Here is an 18390-nt window from a genome sequence, read left to right as displayed (position 1 = left end):
GTGATCAGGGACGACCGCTTCGACCTGCCCACCACGGCCGCCGCCTACAAGGGTCGGCTGTACCTTCCCAACTCCCGCTTCACCACCCCGGACCGGGATGAGAACACCCCTTACAACGCGGTGTCCGTGTCCCTGGTGTGACGTACGGCCAGAGCACGGCTGGACCCCGCCCGCTCGAAGTGGGTGGGGTCCAGCCGTACGTGCCGCTCCTATCCGTGCGTCGTGATGGTGTGCGCTTCGGTGAAGGAGAGCAGGCCCTCGGGGCCCATCTCGCGTCCGATACCGCTCTGCCGGAAGCCGCCGAACGGAGCCCGGTCGTCGCACGCGACGGCGTTGGCGTGGTTGATCCAGGTGGTACCGGTACGCAGTCGTTCCGCGAGGGCGGCGGCGTGGGCGGGATCGCCGCTCCAGACCGAGGAGCACAGTCCCGACCAGTCGTTGTTGACCCGGTCCACCACGGAATCGACGTCGTCGAAAGGCAGGATCGGCAGGGCGGGGCCGAACTGCTCCTCGGTGACGATCCGCAAGCGGGGGTCGGGGTCGAGGACGAGTGCGGGACGCAGGAAGTGGCCCGCGGAGGTGGCGGCGCCGGGGGCCAGGGTGCCCCGTTCGCGCACCTCGGCTCCGGCGTCGGCGGCCTCGGCCAGCATGGCGGTGACCTTGTCGCGCTGGGCGGCGCTGTTGAGCGGGCCCATGGTCGAGGCGGGATCGGTTCCCGCGCCCACGCAATGGGTGTCGAGGGCGGAGGTCAGCGCGTCGACGAGCTCGTCGTAGCGGGAGCGATGTACGTACACCCGTTTGACCGCCATGCAGACCTGGCCGCTGGTCAGGAAAGCGCCCTGGACGAGCCGTCCGATGTGCTCCTGGTCGAGTACGGCGTCGTCGAGGACGATCGCGGGGTCGTTGCCGCCGAGTTCAAGCGTCACCGAGGCGAGGTTCTGTGCGGCGGCCGCCATGATGTGCTTGCCGGCGGCCGTGCTGCCGGTGAAGACGATCTTTCGGACACGAGGGTCGGTGAGCAGCGGGGCGACCGCGTCGTTGCTGCCCGTCACGACGTTCAGCACCCCCGCCGGGAGCCCCGCGGCGAACAGCTCCAGCGTGCGCACCATGGCCAGCGGCACGGTGGGCGGGGGCTTGACCACGGCCGTGTTCCCGGCGAGCAGCGCGTACGGCAGGCTCGCCCCGAGGATCGCGATCGGCCAGTTGAACGGCACGATGACGGTGACCACGCCCATGGGGAGGCGGTGGATGTGCGAGGTCAGCGGCGGGCCGTCGAGACGCCGCACCTGGTCCAGGGAGTCGGCCAGGTCGATCGCCGCCCGGGTGCGGGCCACGAAGACCCCCATCTCAACCTGGCTCTCGAAGGAGATCTTGCCGTTCTCGCGGGTCATCAAGGCCGCCCGCTCGGCCTCACTGCCGTCGAGCAGGGTGAGCGCCTCACTGATGATCTCCGCTCGCCGGCGGGCGGGCATCGCGGCCCAGGCGGGGAACGCGGCATCCGCGGCCGCGACTGCCGCGCGGGCTTGCCCGGGGGTCGCCGCGGCTGCGTGGCCGACGACCAGGTCGGGGGCGGCGGGGTTGTGGACGGCCGTCCACTCCTCGGTCTCGACGGTCTTGCCGTCGATGAGCAGGCCGGTCCGGACGGGCGCCGCCCCGGTCTCCTGCGGTGCTGTATGGATTCTTTCGGACATGCGACTCTCCAGGAAAGATCAAGCGCGGGAAAGAAGGGGCGGAACTCGGCTATGTGCGCTCGGGCGAGACAGGGTTCGCGCTGACCCCCCGGGTGCTCGAACTCGGGGTCGCCCACGTGCGCTCCATGGGCTTGTGGGACATCGCGCGGCCCCACATGGAGCGGCTGGTGGAGCGGACCGACGAGTCGTGCTCCGTGGCTCAGCCGGACGGATCGGACATCATCTATGTGGCCCGGGTGGCCGTCCCGAAGCTGGTGACCCCGTCGGTACAGATCGGAACGCGGTTTCCGGCACTGCAGACCTCCCTGGGACAGGTTCTGCTGGCGGCACTGCCGGCCGATGAGTCGGAAAAGGTGCTCGCCGAACCCTCACGCTCGGGGCTGACGCCGTGCCGGCAGCCCAGTCCCGACGAACGCGACGCGGTCCTGCGCGAGGTGCGGGCTCGTGGGTGGGCGCTGACGGACCAACAGCCGGCGCCCGGCAGTCGGTCGGTCGCGGCCCCGTTGCGTGACGGCTCCGGCCAGGTCATCGCGGCACTCAACGTCAACTGCCACGCGGCCGAGACATCGGTCGAGCGGCTTGTCGAGGAGCATCTACCGCTGCTGTCGCAGACCGCGGGAGACGTCAGCGCGGATTTCGCCCGCGTCGCCGCCGTCCCGCAGACCTGAGCGGCCACTGCCCCTGGCACGGACCTGAGGGCCGTAGGAGGGGCCGCGTGCGCGTCACGCCTCCTCAACGGCTTCCAGATCGAGGGGTGTGGGCCTGAAGTCCTGGAGTCGGTCCGCATAGGCGCCTGAGAAGAGTTCCGCGACCGATCCGGCGGTCCAGCCGCCCTGCCCGAACCGCTCCTCGACCTCACGGGGGTGCGTCCACAGGGCGATCCGGTCGCCTCCCGCCGCGATGGCCTGTCCGGTGACGTGGGCCGACTCCTTGGACGCGAGGTACACGATCACCGGTGCCACGTCTTCCGGCGATCCCAGCCCCTGCCGCCGGATGGCGTCGGGAACGGGCTCCCCTGCATCGACCTTCGCCACGAGGTCACCGACCCGGGGCATGGTCGCCACCATGCGGGTCAGCGCGGTCGGCACGATGGCGTTGACGGTGACATCGATCTTCGCGAGCTCGAGCGCCCAGGTGCGCGTCATCGCGACGATCGCGCCCTTGGCCGCCGAGTACGCGGTCTGGCCGAAGCTGGCGCGCTGCCCGGCCGGTGATCCCACCAGGATGAGACGACCGCCCTCGCCCTGTTCGCGGAAGCGGGCAGCCGCCGCGCGACCACAGGTGAACGTACCGCGCAGATGGCTGTTGACGACAAGGCCGAAGTCGTCGTCGGTGGTGTTGCGCAGGGTCCGGTCGCGCAGCGCACCGGCGTTGGTGACCATCACGTCCAGTCGGCCGAACTCGTCGACCGCGCGCCGCACCAGCGCGTCGGCGAACTCGGAACCTCCGACCGCACCGACATGGGTGACGGCCGTTCCGCCTGCGGCCGTGATCAGGTCGGCCGTCTCCGTGGCCACGTCGGCGTCCAGGTCGTTCACGACGACGGCGGCACCCGCCGCGGCCATCGCGCGAGCGTAGGCACGTCCCAGGCCTCGGCCCGAACCTGTGACGATGGCGACTTTGCCGTCGAGCATGCTGTCCTCCTGAGCTGGGGTCGGTACGGCGACCCCCTGAGCGTAGGAACGTCCAGGGCCCGTGAGGATCCGGCTGATGACGGCATCCGCGGCCGACCTGTGTCCCGGGCGTTCCGGGACATCCGTCGCGGTCGGTACGGCAATCATCCCCTCGGTGGCATCAGTCCCTGACGCACCGCGAGCAACGCGGCCTGAGTCCGGGAGGTGAGCCGGAGTTTGCGCAGGACGTTGCTCACGTGGGTGCGGGCGGTGCGCTCGCTGATCACCAGCTCGTCGGCGATCTGCTGGTTCGACCGCCCCTCGGCGACGAGGACGAGGACGTCGCGTTCCCGGCCGGTGAGCGAGGCGAGCCCGGTCGGCGGCGAGACGATCTCCTGGGTGAGTCCTCTGGCCACCGCGGGATCGAGGAAGACCTCGCCCCGGGCGGCCGCGCGGATCGCGGCGACCACCTCACTTGCGTCGGCGTCCTTGAGCAGGTAGCCGGCGGCCCCCTGCGCGAGCGCCGCATGAACGCGTTCCATCTCGCCGAAGCTGGTGAGCACCACAAGGCGGAGACCAGGGTGGCGCTGCTTGATCGCTCCGATCGCCGTCGCCCCGTCCATTTTGGGCATGAGCAGGTCAATCAGGACCACGTCCGGCAGTTCCTGGTGAGCGGCCATCGCGTCGAGCCTGGTGAGTGCCTCCTGGCCGTCGGCGGCCTCCGCGGCCACTTCCATGTCGTCCAGGACTTCGAGGTAGGCGCGGATTCCGCGGCGTACGACGGCGTGGTCGTCGACGATCAGGACCCGGACCGGGCGGGGTTCTCCGCTTCCCGGAGCGGAACCGCCGATGGGATGCTCCCTGATCCCTCCGAGCCCGGGGGCGACTCCTGCACTCGTACGGGAAGGGGTATGACGACCCGTACGGTCGTGCCGCTCCTCGCGCCGGATCTGATCCTCATGGTGCCGCCCCATCGCTCTGTCCTTTCCCGCATGGTCCTCAGTCCGTAGCCGTGGTGTCCGGTGGCAGTGGCCGCCTCGCCGTCCTCGTTCTCCTGTGCGGCCCGTCGCCCGCCGGATTCCGTGATCCCGCGGCCGTCGTCGCGGATGGCGGCGGTCAGGGTGTGGTCGTGTACGGCGAGGCGGATGGTGACGGTGGTGGCCTCCGCGTGCTTGACCACGTTGTGGATGGCCTCCCCGACGATCCGGTACATGTCCTCGGCCAGTTCCGGTTCGACCGTGTCCACTTGTCGTCCGCACTCCAGCCGGATGCTGAGGCCCGTCCGGTTCACGGTGCTTTTGACGAGCGCGGTCACCGCATCCTCAAGGCCTAGCCGGAGAGAAGAAGCGGGACGCAGTTCGTGCACCATGGCCCGGAGGTCGGCGAGGACGGTTCGCGAGAGGGCCCCGACCTCGTCCGCGAAGGCGCGGACCGCTTCCGCCGGCACCGCTTCGTCCCGCGCGCCCAGCACTCCCACGGCGTTGGCCTGCATGCCGATGGAGAACACCTGCTGCACGATCGAGTCGTGCAGGTCGCGGGCGAGGCGCTGCCGCTCGTTGCGGCGGGCGCCCTCGCGCTCACGCTGCAGCAGCGTGGCGTAGTCGACGGCGAGGGCGGCCTGTTCCGCCATGGCGGCGAGGAACTCCAGGGTCCGGCTCCCGATCTCCTGCCCGGGGGCGAAGTAGGCGTTCAGCACCCCTTCGGGACGACCGCGCGCCATCAACGGCACACTGACGAAGGAGTCCCAGTTCAGCTCCCCGAGGTAGGCGTGCAGCGGTTCCCAGGCCGGGTCCTCGAGGATCTGGGCCCAGCGGTGCGGGACGACGATCGGCTTGCGTTCCTTCAGGGTGTCCAGCATGTACAGCCGGGCGCCCCGGTCACGGCACTCCAGCAGACGGTCGAGGAACACGTCCCAGTGGCGCAGTCCCGCGGAGCCCATCAGCCGCAGTTCCCGGCCGGTGCTGTCGAGGGTGAGGATCTGCACGCCGGCCAGGCCGTCAGCCTGGACGATCTGCTGGGCCACGGCGTCCAGTGTCGAGCCGAGCGAGCCCTCCGAGGCCAGTGCGATCGACGTCCGGGCGATCGCCGCGACCCTGCGCTGCCGGTGCCATTCGTCGGTGACGTCGCGGAACGACACCACCGTGAACTTCGGGTCGGCCGGCAGACTGCGGGCGCGGTACGCGAACTCGCGTCGGGGTCCGCGGACGGGCTCCCAGTGGGCCACCTGCTCGTCCGACCGGACCTCCAGCAGCCCCGCACGGCACTCGGCGGCTCCCTCCACCAGGGTGAACGGGGACGGCGCACCGATGAGGTCGCCCTCTGCGTCCGCCCGAAGCAGCGCGGCCGCCGCCGGGTTCAGCCGTACGAACCGGCCCACGCAGTCCAGAACGGCGAGGCCGTCCGGCGCGACGGCGGCGATGTCGTCCCACCCCACGAGCGGCGACGCGGACATGACCGATCTCCCTCGACATCGACGAAGAACCCGCCCCGCAGACCTGCTTTGCGATAGGGGCGCGTTCGAAAACCGCAGGCCTGCGTCGTACACGTCGGCCGGTTCGGGGACGAAGGCGACTTGCGCCCGGCCACAGCATCGTAGCCCGGCGTATTCAAGGTGGTCCTACGTCATTCGACCTGTTCGTCGGCAGGTCGAAGCGCCGAGCCGCTTCAGTCATTGCTCGCGTTCCCCGCGAGGAGGGCACCTGACTAGGTTGAGCGGACACCCCGCGGATCGTTACTCCCCCCAAAGGATCCGCGGGGCCCTACGAGCGGCCTGCTCGGCCGTGCGCTCCGCGTAAGCCATCGAGGACGAGGAGGTCCGAGACGTGAACGTGTCCATCGGCACGATCTGGGAGGCGGTCTGCCGCGCGCTGCCCGACGCCGTCGCCATCACGGAACCCGGCCGTGAGACCACGTACCGCGACTTCGACGAGCGCGCGTCACGACTGGCCGCCGCACTGGAAACCGCCGGGGTGGGCGAGGGCGACACCGTGGCCTGCTATCTGTACAACGGCGCCGCCTACCTGGAGACGGTCTTCGCCGCCTTCAAGCTCGGTGCCGTACCGGTGAACGCCAACTACCGCTACACCGGCGAGGAACTTTCCGAACTCCTGACCGATGCCGACGCCACCGCGGTCGTCTTCAGCGGCGCCCTGGCCGACCGCGTCACGCATGCCGCGAAGCATGTGCGCACACTGAAGCTGCTGGTGAGGGTGGGCGAGCCGCCCGCCGGCGGTCCGGGCGGGCCCGCGGTGCCCGAACTGGAGGAGCTGCTGACCGCGCACGCGCCGCGCGAGCATCGGCGACGGCCCGGAACGGACCAGCTGTTCATGTACACCGGCGGGACCACGGGCAAGCCGAAGGGCGTCATCTGGCAGCTGAGCGACCTGCTGCGCGCCCACGTGGTCCCGTTCTACCACCCGCTCGGAGTCACCGAACTCCCCGCAAGCCTCGACGAGGCCGTGGCCGTCGCCGTCAAGGCACGCCACGAAGGCCGCGCGCCGACCACGATGCCCGTCGTACCCCTGATGCACGCCACCGGGCTGTTCAACACCATGGGCGCCCTGATGACAGGAGGCCGGGCGGTCACCGCACGAGCGGGCGGCCTCGCCCCGGAACACGTCTGGCACATGATCGCCGAGCAGCGGGTCGATACGGCCGTCATCGCGGGCAACGCCGTGTGCCGCCCGCTCGTCGACGAACTCCTGCGGGCTGAGAAAGCCGGCACGCCGCACGACCTGCGCTCGTTGCGCAGGATGATCAGCTCCGGCACCGCGCTCAGCGATCCGCTCAAGAGGGCACTGCACGAACGTGCCGACGTCACCATCACCGAAGCCATCGCATCGAGCGAAGGGGGCCCTTTCGCCTTCGCGATCACCTCCTCGGCAGAGGATCTGCCCTCGCGTTTCCGCCCCGTTCCGGCGACGCGGGTGATCGGCTCCGATGACCGCTTTCTCGAACCAGGCAGCGACGAGACGGGCGTCCTCGCCTATTGCGGGCCCATGCCGCTCGGCTACTACAAGGACACCGAGAAGAGCGCGAAGGCGTACCGCACCATCGAGGGGGTCCGGTACGCGATCCCCGGCGACCTGGCTCGACTTGAGGCCGACGGCGCGATCCGGTTCCTCGGGCGCGGCTCGGGCGTGATCAACACGGGCGGGGAGAAGGTGCACCCGCAGGAGGTGGAGAACGTACTGCTGGGGCATCCCGAGGTGACGGACTGTGCCGTCGTCGGCGTCCCCGACGAGACCTGGGGCGAGCGTGTGGCGGCCGTCGTGGCGGTCCGGCCGGGCAGTACCGTCACCGGTGACGAACTGCGCGACCTGGTCCGGCAGAGTCTCGCCGGGTACAAGGTGCCGCGTTCCCTCGTCCTGACGGACAGACTGCCGCGGACCCCGACCGGCAAGCTCGAGACCGCCTGGGCCAGGAAGACGGCCCAGGAAGCCGGCTCGGGCGACGGAATGTGACCGTGGCGCCCGCCTCAGCGCGCGGTGCCGACCTTCTTCCTTCGACAACAGGATCGCGCCGGTCTCGTCGGCCACCGCCGCCCGGTGGTGGCCCTTGCCGGCGTCGATGCCTGCCCAGACCTGAGCCTGTCACTTGCTCACTCGCCCCTCCTCGTTCCGCTCGACGTGCCGTCGGTTGGAAGCCACCGCAGACAAGTCCCGACAAGCCACACCCGGCCCGCCCGGGCGACCCGACAACCTACGGAGTCCTGATGACCTCCCACGCCTCCACTCCGTCCGAAGGGGCGCTGCTGGTGATCAGCGCGCACGCGGGCGACTTCGTCTGGAGGGCCGGTGGCGCCATAGCCCTCGCCGCCGAACGCGGTCAGCGCGCAAAGGTGTTGTGCCTGAGCTTCGGTGAGCGCGGCGAGTCCGCCCGTGCCTGGCGGGACGGTCTCGCCCTGGACGAGATCAAGGCGTTGCGCCGCACCGAAGCCACGAACGCCGCGGCCGCCCTGGGCGCGGAGATCGAGTTCCTGGACGCCGGGGACTACCCACTGCTGGAGACACCGGAGTTGGTGGACCGCATCGTGCGCGTGTACCGGGAGGTGGCCCCCGCGGTCGTCCTCACCCACACCCTCGCCGACCCCTACAACGGCGACCATCCGGCCGCCGCCCACATGGCGCTCCAGGCACGCGTGCTGGCCCAGGCGGTCGGCTACGACGCGCCCGGCGAACCGCTCGGCGCTCCCCCGGTGTTCTTCTTCGAGCCGCACCAGCCGGAGCAGTGCGACTTCAAGCCGAACGTCCTGCTGGACATCACCCCGGTCTTCGACAAGAAGCGCAAGGCCATGGAGTGCCTGGCCGCCCAGCAGCACATGTGGGACTACTACACCGACCTCGCCAAGCGGCGCGGTGTCCAGCTGAAACGCAACGCCGGCCCCAATCTCGGCCTCGCGCACGGAACCATGGGAGAGGCGTACGTGCGGCTCTACCCGCAGACGACGGGTGTTCTGGCGTGACGGCGCAGGGCGGGACGGGTGTCCGTGGGGTTACGCACATCTGGGTTCCCTTCCGGGACACGTCCCTTTACGTGCAGTTCGCGGACGAACCCGACGGAGCGAACGGACCGGCCCCGACGTACGACCGCCGGAGCCTGCTGGCCGATGCCGTCGCCGAGGACACGCTGACACGCGACGACCGCTACGGCGTACCGATGTGGCGCACCGACGTCAGACGGCTGCACGCCGTCGTGGAAGCCCTCTGGAACGAGGACGACCGCCAGGTGCGGATCCATCTCGACCAGGCTCCGCGGCCCGACGGGCATGCCGGGACACCCGGCTCGCGCGACGGATGACGTAGTCGGGGCCACGACCATGCGCCGCCCCGGTCCGGTCATTCGAGCGATGACCTGGGCGTTGTCCGGTGGCTAGCGTCGATCGTGGCGCCGCCGACCGCGGCCGGAGCGATCCCTGCCGACCGTACCGAGGAGATGACGAACGTGACGAGCCCCCCGACCGCCGCCCCGGATACGCACACCCTCGGTTTCGCCGAGGCCGGAACGCCGTCCGCGGTCCGGCGCGGCACCGAGTTCGAAGGCACCGCCACCGTATTGGCCCGCCAGACGGTGGCGGACGGTGTCGTGTCGCTGGAACTCGCAATGAGCTCCGGCGAACCGCTGCCGTGCTGGCAGCCGGGAGCACACATCGACGTCGTCCTGCCCACGGGCGTCACCCGGCAGTACTCGCTCTGCGGCCCGGTGAAAGACACGGCCCGCTGGCGCGTGGCGGTGCTCCGAGAGCGCGACGGACGCGGCGGATCGCAGTGGATCCACGACCACCTCGTGGAGGGCGGCGAACTCCGGGTGCGCGGCCCGCGCAACAACTTCCCGTTGCGGCCGGCGGCCCGGTACCTGTTCGTCGGCGGCGGGATCGGCATCACCCCCCTGCTCCCGATGATCGCCGAGGCCGAGGCGGCGGGGGCCGAGTGGTCCCTGCTCTACGGGGGCCGCACACGCGCGTCCATGGCGTTCCTGCCCGAACTGGAGGGCTACGGCAAGCGCGTGACCGTACGTCCGCAGGACCAGTACGGTCTGCTCGACCTCGCCGGTTTCCTCGGCGATCCCGACCGGTCCGCCCTGGTGTACTGCTGCGGCCCCGCGGGGCTCATCGACGCGGTCGAGGCACACTGCGCCGGCTGGCCGACCGGAGCGCTGAACGTCGAGCGGTTCGCCGCGGCGGCCATGCGACAGCCGGCGGACGACGAGGCCGAGCAGCCGTTCGAGGTGGAACTGCGGGCGTCCGGGACGACGCTGACCGTGCCGCCCGGGCTGTCGGTCCTCAAGGCCGTGGAGCAGGCGGGCGTCCCTGTCCTGTCGTCCTGCGAGGAAGGCATCTGCGGCTCGTGCGAGACCTCCGTCCTGGAGGGCGAGGTCGACCACCGCGACTCACTGCTCACCGACGACGAGCGGGCAGCGAACGACACGATGCTGATCTGCGTCTCCCGCGCGCGGGGCCGACGCCTCGTTCTGGATCTCTGATACCCCGTCAATTCAACAGTCGCACTGCCCTGTTGGGCCGACGTCAAAGGAAGGACCGCCATGACACTGACACAGCACGTGCGCAACGGCTGGTACCTGGGAGCCTGGTCCGACGAGATCGGCCGAACCCTCACGCAGCGCTGGATCACCGACCTCCCGGTCTGCTTCTACCGGCTGCCCGACCAGACCGTCACGGCCGTCGAGGACCGCTGCCCCCACCGCAAGTACCCGCTGTCGCTCGGCCACCTCGACGACGACGGAACCCTCCAGTGCGACTACCACGGCTACCGCTTCGACGGCCAGGGCGTGTGCGTCGGGGTCGCCGAACAGGCCGACAAGCCCAAGGCGGCACTGCGTCGCTTCCCCCTGGTCGAGCGGGACGGCGCCATATGGATCTGGCCCGGAGACCCCGAACTGGCCGACGAGAGCCTCCTGCCCGACACCTCGTGGCTGACCGACCCGAACTGGACCCATGTGCACGGCGTCGTCCCGCTGAAGGCCCGGCACCTGCTGCTCCTGGAGAACCTGCTCGACCTCACCCACGAGACGTTCCTGCACCCGACCAGCATCGGAAACGCCGCCGTCGCCGCGACCCCGATCGACGTGACCGTGGACGGCGACCGGGTCGGCTTCAGCCGCCGTATGACCGGCATCGAGGCGCCGCCGTTCTACGAGAAGTCCTGCGGGCTGACCTCTCCGGTGGACCGCTGGCAGGACGGCGACTTCTACCCGCCGGGCATCTTCGTCCTCAACATCCGCGTCGCGGCCACCGGCACCGAGGAGCCGGACGGCTTCCACATGAAGGTGCTCTACGGGCTGACACCGGGACGCGGCAACGAGACCCACGACTTCTACGCGCTCGGCCGCGACTACCTCATCGACGACCAGGAGCTCACGAAGTTCCAGCACGAGCAGCAACTGGCCGTGATGCAGGAGGACGTCGACGCCCTGGAGGCGCAAGAGATCATGTACGCCACGGACCCGGGAGGCACTGCCGAGTCCAGCATCAAGTCCGATCTCGCCGCACTCCGCGGGCGCCGGGCGGTGGCGAAGATGCTCACCCGCGAACGGCAGGCCGACGGCACACGTCCCCGGGCGTCCGCATGAGCGGCCGCCACGTCTTCGTACTGCTCCACGGAGCCTGGCACGGCGGCTGGGTGTGGCAGCGTGTCGCCCCGCTGCTGCGCACGGCCGGACACGAGGTGCACACCCCCACTTTGAGCGGGGTGAGCGACCGCGCCCATCTGCTGAGTCCGCAGATCGGACTCGGCACGCACATCGAGGACGTGGTGGCGCTGATCGAGGCCCACGACGCCCGGGATGTCGTGCTCGTCGGCCACAGTTACGCGGGCCAGGTCGTCACCGGCGTCGCGGACCGGATCCCGGACCGGCTTGCGAAGCGGGTCCACCTCGACGCCTTCGTCGGCGACGACGGTGACGCGGCGATCGATCTGCTGCCCGACACCATCGCCGGGCACTACCGGGAGTCCGTGGCCGGGCCCGGGTTCGGCTGGCTCATCCCGGTGCGCTCGCTGAGCGTGCTCGGCGTCGAGGAGCAGGCGGACCTCGACTGGCTCGGCCCGCGACTGACCCCGCACCCGTGGCTGACCTACACCGAGCCACTGCGGCTGACCGGCAAGGCCGACCAGGTCCCCGCTGCCTTCGTCGAGTGCACCGACTGGATGCGGGTGTTCACCCCGCACGCCGAGCGCGCCGCCGCCCGCGGCTGGCCGGTCCACGAGATCGCCACCGGCCACGAAGCGATGGTCACCGCCCCCGGCCGACTCGCCGAACTGCTGCTGGAGATCGCGGCAGCCTGACCCCGTGAAGGACATCCCCGTGGAATTCCTCGTCCGCACCGAGAACACCCTGCCCCCGGACACCCCCGACGACGTACGCGAGGAGCTGCGCAAGGGCGAGCGCGAACGGGCCATGCAGCTCAGGGAGGCCGGCATCCTCAAGCGGCTGTGGCGGGTGCCTGGCCGGAACGCGACCATCGGCCTGTACGAGGCGGCCGACCCGGCACAACTGCATGACGCGCTGGTCTCCCTGCCGATGTGGAAGTGGATGGACATCACCGTCGAGGCACTCGCCACCCATCCGCAGGAGAAGGCACCATGACCGGCCCGGCGAACCGCAGCCCCCGGGTCGCCGTGGTCACGGGAGCCGCCGGCGGCCTGGGGCTCGCCATCGCCCGCAGACTGGCCGGGGACGGTTTCACGGTCGCCGCCCTCGACGTCGACGAACCCGACGACACCAGCTCGATCCCGGGCGGCCGGGCCTGGCGTTGCGACGTCGGGGACCCGGCCGCGACCCGCCAGGCCGTATCCGAGATCGCCGAGGCGTACGGCGGGGTCGACGTCCTCGTCAACAACGCCGGCCTGCTCTCCGGCCGGGCACCGCTGCTGGAGACGACCCCGGAGGAGATGCACCGCTTCTTCGCCGTCAACGCCGTCGGCCCGCTGCTCATGGTGCAGGCGTGCGTGCCCTGGCTGCGCGGCAGCCCGCACCGCGGGCGGGTGGTCAATGTCGCGTCCCGCACCTTCTTCACGGGGTCCCCGGGCCAGCTCGCCTACGTCGCGAGCAAGGGCGCGCTCATCGGGATGACCCGGGTGATGGCACGCGAACTGGGCGAGCACCGGATCACGGTCAACGCGGTGGCGCCCGCGCAGGTGGCCACCCCGGGCACCCGGGCGCACTCCGGCGACGAGGTGTTCGCCGCGACCATGAGCCGGCAGGCGATCAAGGAGTTCGTCACCCCGGAGCAGTTCGCGGGGCTGGTCTCCTATCTCGTCTCACCGCACGCGTCCATGGTCACCGGCCAGACGCTCGTCTGCGACGGCGGCGGGCTCCTGCACTGACCGTCACCCACACCGGAGAGGAGAAGAACAGCATGTCCAGCACCACGCCCCGGGTCCCCGGCACCTACGTCTTCGACGCCGCGGAGAACCGCCGCGGCCGAGCGTTGAACCGGCTCTGCGGGTCCCTCAAGGACGCCGAGAACCGGGAGAGGTTCACAGCCGACGAAGCCGCGTACTGCGAGAAGTACGGGCTCACGGCCGAGCAGCGGGACGCCGTTCTGCGGCGGGACTGGAACCGGATGATGGAGCTGGGCGGTTCCATCTTCTACGTCTTCAAGCTCGCCATGGTCGACCAGAAGTCCATGCAGTACCTCGGCGGGGTGTTCACCGGCATGACCACCGAGGAGTTCGCGCAGGCGCTGAAAGCGGGAGGGCGGAACTTTGGCTGAGGTGATCTGGGGTCTGGCGACCTCGCACGTGCCGTCGATCGGTGCGGCCATGGACCACGGGAAGACGCAAGACCCGTACTGGAAGCCGCTGTTCGACGGATACACACCGGCGCGGGCCTGGATGGCCCGCCACACCCCTGACATCGCGGTCGTCATCTACAACGACCACGCCAACGCCGTCGACATGAGCGTCACCCCGACCTTCGCGCTCGGGACGGCCGAGTCGTACCGGGTGGCCGACGAGGGCTGGGGCAGCCGCCCGGTGCCCGTGGTCTCGGGCGCCCCCGAGTTCTCCGACCACCTCGTCAAGAGCCTGATCGACGCCTCCTTCGACCTCACCGTCTACCAGGAACTCGACGTCGACCACGGACTGACCGTGCCGCTGTCGGTGTACTGCCCCGACCCCGGCGAACGCTGGCCGTGCGCGGTGGTCCCCCTCCTGGTCAACGTCATCCAGTACCCGCAGCCGACCGCCGCGCGGTGCCTGGCCCTCGGCCGGGCACTCGGCGAGGCCATCCGCTCCTTCCCCGAGGACCTCGAGGTCGCCGTGTTCGGCACCGGCGGCATGTCCCACCAGCTCGCCGGCGCCCGCGCGGGACTGATCAACCAGGACTTCGACCGGATGTTCCTCGACGCGATCGAGCACGACCCCGAGAAACTGGCCGCGCTGACGCGCGAGGAATACATCCGCGAGGCCGGCTCCGAGGGCATCGAACTGATCATGTGGCTGATCATGCGCGGCGCGCTGGGCCCCCGGATCCGCCGTGTGTACGAGGCCTACCACGTACCGGCGTCCAACACGGCGGCCGGGATGGTGCTGTTCGAGAACCTGAGCCGGTGATAGGCCGTCAGCCCAGCTGAGCCGGCGCCACGCGTCAGCCGGAGCGGTAGCGGAGGCCATCGAGCAGGAGGTCGAGCATGCGGCCCGCTCGGTCGCGCAGCCCCTTGTCGCTCGTGATCAGCAGGACACCCCCGAGACTGAACCCGACATCGAGCGGGTCCACGTCCGAACGCAGAACTCCCACTTCGGCCCCGGCGTGCAGCAGTGTGCTGATGGCCGTGCTGATCCGGTCGAGACTCTCGGCGAACGGATCCTCGTCGCCGGAGGCCATGACGGCCTTCAGCGCGTCCGCCATGCCCTGCTTGGTGACCAGGTAGTCGATGAACAGGTCCATCCACCTCCGCATGGCCTGGTCGGGCGGGAGCTGTGCGAGCAGTTCCGTGACGCTGTCGCAGACCCGGGCGAGTTCGTTGCGGTAGGCGGCCTCGAGCAGGGCCTCGCGGGTGGGGAAGTGCCGGTAGAGCGTGCCGATGCCCACGCCGGCGTCCTTGGCGATGGCCTCGAGGGACGCGTCGGTGCCGGTCTCGGAGAACGCGCGCCCCGCGACTTCGAGCAGGCGTTCCCGGTTGCGTCGCGCGTCAGCACGCAGTCCGCGTGTGGTGGCGGTCACAGCTTTCCTTCCTCCTGGACAATCGGAGGACCCTCCGCTTAAGGTCTGGAAGCAATCGGAGGCACCTCCGGTTTGAGAGTAGCAAACAGGGAGCATTGCGAGAATGGCCACGAGGACAGGCATCATCACTCCGTTCACCAGCGAGTCCACGGCTGCCGATGTCATCGCGGGCATCGATCTCACGGGCCGCCGCGCTGTCGTCACCGGGGCGGCGTCCGGCATCGGCGTGGAGACCGCCCGAGCGCTGGCCGGCGCCGGCGCGGAGGTCACGCTGGCCGTGCGGGACACCGCCGCCGGCTCTCGCACCGCAAAGGACATCCGGGCCACCACCGGCTCCGAAGGCGTACGGGTCGCCGCGCTGGACCTGACCGATCCGGCGTCCGTCCGCGCGTTCACCGCCGCCTGGCAGGGCCCGCTGCACATCCTCGTCAACAACGCCGGTGTCATGGCGGCCCCGGAGAGCCGCACACCCCAGGGCTGGGAGTTGCAGTTCGCCACCAACCACTTGGGGCACTTCGCCCTGACCACCGGGCTGCACGAGGCACTCGCGGCGGCCGGCGGTGCCCGGGTGGTGTCGGTGAGTTCCAGCGGACACCTGTTCTCACCCGTCGTCTTCGACGACCTCCACTTCACCGAGCGGCCCTACGACCCGTGGCTGGCGTACGGCCAGTCCAAGACCGCGAACGTGCTGTTCGCGGTCGAGGCCAGCCGGCGATGGGCAGCGGACGGGATCACGGCCAACGCACTGATGCCCGGAGGGATCCAGACCAACCTGGGACGCTACATGGACGACGCCCAGATGGGCCTGTTCATGACCCACCTGCGAGCCCTCCTCGGCGAAGGAACGCCCCTGCCCGAGATGTCCTTCAAATCGGTCGAACAGGGCGCCGCGACCTCCGTCCTGCTGGCCACCTCACCCTTGCTCGACGGCATCAGCGGCCGGTACTTCGAGGACTGCGACGAGGCACCACTGCACCAGCCGGGCACCAACACCGGGGTCGCACCGCACGCCCTGGATCCGCAGGCGGCAGAGCGGCTCTGGCAGGTCTCCGAGCAACTCCTGGACTGACCCCATCCCGCTCGCCGCCCACGGCTGAGCCCGCGCACGCCCGTAGCGACCCCTCACGTCCCAGGGCGACCCGCGACCAAATACTTGAAACTTCAGTTGAATTACGAAACACATGGAGACACCATGGCAGGCAGCATCCGCAGGCACTGGAAGCGCTGGCTCATCGCCGGTGTGGCCACCGCCGCCGTGCTGGGCACGGCGGGCCCCTACGTCTACATCAACTACGTCCAGGACAAGCCACCGGCCGCCCTCTCGCTCGACAACCCGCCAGGCTCAGATTCCTCCGGCGGTTCCACAGGTTCCGGGGAGCAGGGTGTCGAGGGCGCTTGGCGGGTGGGCAGCGGTTCGCAGGCCGGTTACCGGGTCGACGAGGTCCTCTTCGGCCAGAACGTCACGGCGGTGGGCCGTACCGAAAAGGTCACCGGAGAGCTGGAGATCGCGGGCAACCGGGCGGTCAGCGGATCCTTCACCGTCGACCTTGCTTCGGTGAAGAGCGACTCCGACCAGCGCGACGGCCAGTTCCGCGGCCGGGTCATGAACACCGAGCGCTACCCGGAGGCCACGTTCGAGCTCACCGAGCCCGTCGACTTCGGCTCTGCTCCGGCGGTGGGCGAGCAGGTCAGCGCCAAGGCCTCAGGTGAGCTGACCGTCCACGGTGAGACCAACCCGGTCTCCTTCGAGCTCGACGCCCAGCGCACCGCCGAGGGCTTCCGCGTCAACGGCTCCATTCCGGTCACCTTCGCCGACTACGGCATCGAGGCACCCGACTTCGGCGGGATCGCGGTGGAGGACGAGGGAAGCATCGAGTTCCTCCTCGCCTTCGACCGCGCCTGAGCCCACACGGGCACCCTCACCCTTTACTCCCGATCCCCCACCGAACATCCGCCGACGCGTTCCCCGCCGTCCGCACATCATTGGAGACCCCCCATGTCGAACAGCACCAGCCGGCTTCCCCGCAAGGCCATAGCCACCCTCCTCGCCGCGGCGACCGTAGGAGCTGTGGCCGGCTTCGCACCCGCCGCCACCGCCTCCGCGCCGTCCGACACCGGCCTGAGCCTCGGCCTCGACGCCTCGCACGCGAGCCCCGCCACGCAGGAGCGCAACAAGCGCGTCGCCGTTCACGTCCTCACCCAGCTCTTCGAAGAGGGCAACCTCAAGGTCGCCGACCGGTACATCCGCGCGGACTACATCCAGCACAATCCGGCCGCCCCCAACGGCCGTGAAGCGATCAAGAACTTCATCCGCGACTGGACCGCGCGCTTCCCGGACCACCAGTACAACGTCAAGCGGGTCCTCGCCCAGGGCAACCTGGTCCTGGTGCACTCCAACCCCGTCTACGAGCCCGGCACCCGTGGCACGGCCGTGGTCGACATCTTCCGCTTCGACCCGAAGAGCGGCATGATCGCCGAGCACTGGGACACGGTCCAGGACGTGCCGGCGACCACCGTCAACGGCAACGACATGTTCGGCACGGTCAGCAACCCGCACACGAACCAGCCCAGCGGCCCGCGCTGGAGCACGTCTCTCAGCGAGAAGATCGCCACCAGTTACTTCGACACCCTCCTCGTCGACAAGAACCCCGACGCCGTCAAGTACCTCGCGCCGGAGTACTACCAGCACAACCCGACCATCCCCAGCGGCTCGGCCGGCCTGCGTGAGCAGTTCACCAATTTCTTCCGCCAGTTCCCAAACCTGATCGTGGAACGCAAGCGCGTCATCGCCGACAGGGACTACGTCGCCATCCACGCGCACTACCGCCTCAGTCCCGAGGACCGTGGGCAGTCCGTCGTGGACATCTTCCGGGTCAAGAAGCAGAAGAATGGCGAGCTCAAGATCATCGAGCACTGGGACGTCGTACAGGACGTCCCGGCCACCTCCGCCAACGACAACACGATGTTCTGACCTCTCCGATCCTCGCGGTCCCGTGGCCCGTCACCGGTCGGTGACGGGCCACTCATCTCTTGGCAGCGGACATGACCACTGTGTCCGCTGTACGGACGATCGTCTGCACAGCGGTCGAGTCCGGAACGAATCGAGGACCCGCGAGGTCCGACTGACGGAGGAGGAGTGGGCGGCGGCCGTCGAGTGGCTCACGGCGACCGGCCGGATCAGTGACGACAAGCACCAGGAGTTCATCCTCGCCTCCGACGTCCTCGGTCTGAGCACGCTCGTCGTCCAGCTGAACCATTGGCGGGAGTTGCACTGGGGGCCGGCATCCTCGCCGACCCGGCGGCAGCGTGGGCGGCCCCGGCACTGCGGTTGTCCGCCGGCGACGTCGCCGCAGGCCGCCGCCTGTTCGCCGCCGGCGGCCTGCACGCGGCTCGACCAAGTGCTG

Annotated in this window: 19 protein-coding genes and 1 pseudogene; 15 read left to right on the top strand and 5 right to left on the bottom strand. The window is 70.0% G+C overall.

Annotated features, from left to right (window positions below; genetic code table 11):
* Positions 1-209: 209 nt before the first annotated feature.
* Positions 210-1691: an aldehyde dehydrogenase family protein gene (locus ABT147_RS39440; protein WP_351415605.1), complete on the bottom strand. Its 1482-nt coding sequence runs from the start codon at positions 1689-1691 to the stop codon at positions 210-212.
* A 53-nt stretch (positions 1692-1744) separates the two neighbouring features.
* Here ABT147_RS39440 and ABT147_RS39435 point away from each other — a divergent pair, with 53 nt between their 5' ends.
* Positions 1745-2359, top strand: coding sequence for an IclR family transcriptional regulator domain-containing protein (locus ABT147_RS39435; RefSeq protein WP_351415602.1), 615 nt, complete (start codon positions 1745-1747; stop codon positions 2357-2359).
* A gap of 54 nt (positions 2360-2413) precedes the next feature.
* Here ABT147_RS39435 and ABT147_RS39430 read toward each other — a convergent pair whose 3' ends face one another.
* The 3 genes from ABT147_RS39430 to ABT147_RS39420 all read right to left on the bottom strand — a co-directional run bounded on the left by ABT147_RS39430 (position 2414) and on the right by ABT147_RS39420 (position 5756).
* Positions 2414-3325 carry an SDR family NAD(P)-dependent oxidoreductase gene (locus tag ABT147_RS39430; RefSeq protein ID WP_351415600.1) on the bottom strand — a complete coding sequence of 304 codons (912 nt, stop codon included), beginning with the start codon at positions 3323-3325 and terminating at the stop codon, positions 2414-2416.
* A 143-nt stretch (positions 3326-3468) separates the two neighbouring features.
* Positions 3469-4155 (bottom strand): response regulator, encoded by a 687-nt coding sequence (locus ABT147_RS39425; protein ID WP_351415619.1) that lies wholly within the window; start codon positions 4153-4155, stop codon positions 3469-3471.
* Entirely contained in the window at positions 4104-5756 is a 1653-nt protein-coding gene (locus ABT147_RS39420; protein WP_351415598.1) for a sensor histidine kinase, read from the bottom strand. Before ABT147_RS39420 ends, ABT147_RS39425 begins: the two co-directional genes overlap by 52 nt.
* Before the next feature lie 370 nt (positions 5757-6126).
* Between ABT147_RS39420 and ABT147_RS39415 the strand changes: the two genes are divergently transcribed.
* The 10 genes from ABT147_RS39415 to ABT147_RS39370 all read left to right on the top strand — a co-directional run bounded on the left by ABT147_RS39415 (position 6127) and on the right by ABT147_RS39370 (position 14376).
* Positions 6127-7767 (top strand): AMP-binding protein, encoded by a 1641-nt coding sequence (locus ABT147_RS39415; protein ID WP_351415595.1) that lies wholly within the window; start codon positions 6127-6129, stop codon positions 7765-7767.
* A gap of 251 nt (positions 7768-8018) precedes the next feature.
* A complete protein-coding gene (locus ABT147_RS39410; protein WP_351415593.1) occupies positions 8019-8768 on the top strand; it encodes a PIG-L deacetylase family protein in 750 nt (249 codons plus the stop codon).
* Between the two features lie 71 nt (positions 8769-8839).
* Positions 8840-9103, top strand: coding sequence for a hypothetical protein (locus ABT147_RS39405; RefSeq protein ID WP_351415591.1), 264 nt, complete (start codon positions 8840-8842; stop codon positions 9101-9103).
* Between the two features lie 144 nt (positions 9104-9247).
* Positions 9248-10285: a PDR/VanB family oxidoreductase gene (locus tag ABT147_RS39400; protein ID WP_502983243.1), complete on the top strand. Its 1038-nt coding sequence runs from the start codon at positions 9248-9250 to the stop codon at positions 10283-10285.
* Between the two features lie 60 nt (positions 10286-10345).
* Positions 10346-11392, top strand: a complete 1047-nt coding sequence (locus ABT147_RS39395; RefSeq protein WP_351415589.1) for a Rieske 2Fe-2S domain-containing protein — start codon at positions 10346-10348, stop codon at positions 11390-11392.
* Positions 11389-12105 (top strand): alpha/beta fold hydrolase, encoded by a 717-nt coding sequence (locus ABT147_RS39390; protein ID WP_351415586.1) that lies wholly within the window; start codon positions 11389-11391, stop codon positions 12103-12105. The genes ABT147_RS39395 and ABT147_RS39390 overlap by 4 nt, the downstream gene beginning before the upstream one ends.
* A 4-nt stretch (positions 12106-12109) precedes the next feature.
* Positions 12110-12406: a muconolactone Delta-isomerase family protein gene (locus ABT147_RS39385; protein ID WP_225877192.1), complete on the top strand. Its 297-nt coding sequence runs from the start codon at positions 12110-12112 to the stop codon at positions 12404-12406.
* Positions 12403-13146: an SDR family NAD(P)-dependent oxidoreductase gene (locus ABT147_RS39380; protein ID WP_351415583.1), complete on the top strand. Its 744-nt coding sequence runs from the start codon at positions 12403-12405 to the stop codon at positions 13144-13146. Before ABT147_RS39385 ends, ABT147_RS39380 begins: the two co-directional genes overlap by 4 nt.
* A 32-nt stretch (positions 13147-13178) precedes the next feature.
* Positions 13179-13535, top strand: a complete 357-nt coding sequence (ligA, locus tag ABT147_RS39375; protein ID WP_351415581.1) for a protocatechuate 4,5-dioxygenase subunit alpha — start codon at positions 13179-13181, stop codon at positions 13533-13535.
* A gap of 1 nt (position 13536) precedes the next feature.
* Positions 13537-14376, top strand: a complete 840-nt coding sequence (locus ABT147_RS39370; protein ID WP_351415614.1) for a class III extradiol dioxygenase subunit beta — start codon at positions 13537-13539, stop codon at positions 14374-14376.
* A 34-nt stretch (positions 14377-14410) separates the two neighbouring features.
* On the opposite strand, the gene ABT147_RS39365 is transcribed toward ABT147_RS39370, so the two are convergent.
* Positions 14411-14986 carry a TetR/AcrR family transcriptional regulator gene (locus tag ABT147_RS39365; RefSeq protein ID WP_351415579.1) on the bottom strand — a complete coding sequence of 192 codons (576 nt, stop codon included), beginning with the start codon at positions 14984-14986 and terminating at the stop codon, positions 14411-14413.
* Between the two features lie 103 nt (positions 14987-15089).
* On the opposite strand from ABT147_RS39365, the gene ABT147_RS39360 reads away from it, so the two are divergent.
* From ABT147_RS39360 to ABT147_RS39345, 4 genes and pseudogenes are all read left to right on the top strand, one after another.
* Positions 15090-16055, top strand: a complete 966-nt coding sequence (locus ABT147_RS39360; protein WP_351415577.1) for an SDR family NAD(P)-dependent oxidoreductase — start codon at positions 15090-15092, stop codon at positions 16053-16055.
* A gap of 123 nt (positions 16056-16178) precedes the next feature.
* Positions 16179-16889 carry a YceI family protein gene (locus tag ABT147_RS39355; protein WP_351415574.1) on the top strand — a complete coding sequence of 237 codons (711 nt, stop codon included), beginning with the start codon at positions 16179-16181 and terminating at the stop codon, positions 16887-16889.
* Positions 16890-16982: 93 nt separating this feature from the next.
* Positions 16983-17957 carry a nuclear transport factor 2 family protein gene (locus tag ABT147_RS39350; RefSeq protein WP_351415572.1) on the top strand — a complete coding sequence of 325 codons (975 nt, stop codon included), beginning with the start codon at positions 16983-16985 and terminating at the stop codon, positions 17955-17957.
* Positions 17875-18186: pseudogene (locus ABT147_RS39345) on the top strand (dioxygenase); the annotation flags it as partial. The gene ABT147_RS39350 and the pseudogene ABT147_RS39345, both read left to right, overlap by 83 nt.
* Positions 18187-18390 lie beyond the last annotated feature (204 nt).

The organism is Streptomyces sp. NPDC001868, from assembly GCF_040297125.1.
In the GTDB taxonomy this organism is placed as follows: domain Bacteria; phylum Actinomycetota; class Actinomycetes; order Streptomycetales; family Streptomycetaceae; genus Streptomyces.
The sequence above is the reverse complement of the archived record's forward strand: the minus strand, read 5'-3'. Positions and strand labels throughout refer to the sequence as shown.

Excerpts from the sequence above, each read along its gene's own strand:
- ABT147_RS39440 (WP_351415605.1), bottom strand. The coding sequence starts at position 1,691 with ATGTCCGAAAGAATCCATACAGCACCGCAGGAGACCGGGGCGGCGCCC.
- ABT147_RS39430 (WP_351415600.1), bottom strand. The coding sequence starts at position 3,325 with ATGCTCGACGGCAAAGTCGCCATCGTCACAGGTTCGGGCCGAGGCCTG.
- ABT147_RS39420 (WP_351415598.1), bottom strand. The coding sequence starts at position 5,756 with ATGTCCGCGTCGCCGCTCGTGGGGTGGGACGACATCGCCGCCGTCGCG.
- ABT147_RS39410 (WP_351415593.1), top strand. The coding sequence starts at position 8,019 with ATGACCTCCCACGCCTCCACTCCGTCCGAAGGGGCGCTGCTGGTGATC.
- ABT147_RS39395 (WP_351415589.1), top strand. The coding sequence starts at position 10,346 with ATGACACTGACACAGCACGTGCGCAACGGCTGGTACCTGGGAGCCTGG.
- ABT147_RS39390 (WP_351415586.1), top strand. The coding sequence starts at position 11,389 with ATGAGCGGCCGCCACGTCTTCGTACTGCTCCACGGAGCCTGGCACGGC.
- ABT147_RS39380 (WP_351415583.1), top strand. The coding sequence starts at position 12,403 with ATGACCGGCCCGGCGAACCGCAGCCCCCGGGTCGCCGTGGTCACGGGA.
- ligA (WP_351415581.1), top strand. The coding sequence starts at position 13,179 with ATGTCCAGCACCACGCCCCGGGTCCCCGGCACCTACGTCTTCGACGCC.
- ABT147_RS39360 (WP_351415577.1), top strand. The coding sequence starts at position 15,090 with ATGGCCACGAGGACAGGCATCATCACTCCGTTCACCAGCGAGTCCACG.
- ABT147_RS39355 (WP_351415574.1), top strand. The coding sequence starts at position 16,179 with ATGGCAGGCAGCATCCGCAGGCACTGGAAGCGCTGGCTCATCGCCGGT.
- ABT147_RS39350 (WP_351415572.1), top strand. The coding sequence starts at position 16,983 with ATGTCGAACAGCACCAGCCGGCTTCCCCGCAAGGCCATAGCCACCCTC.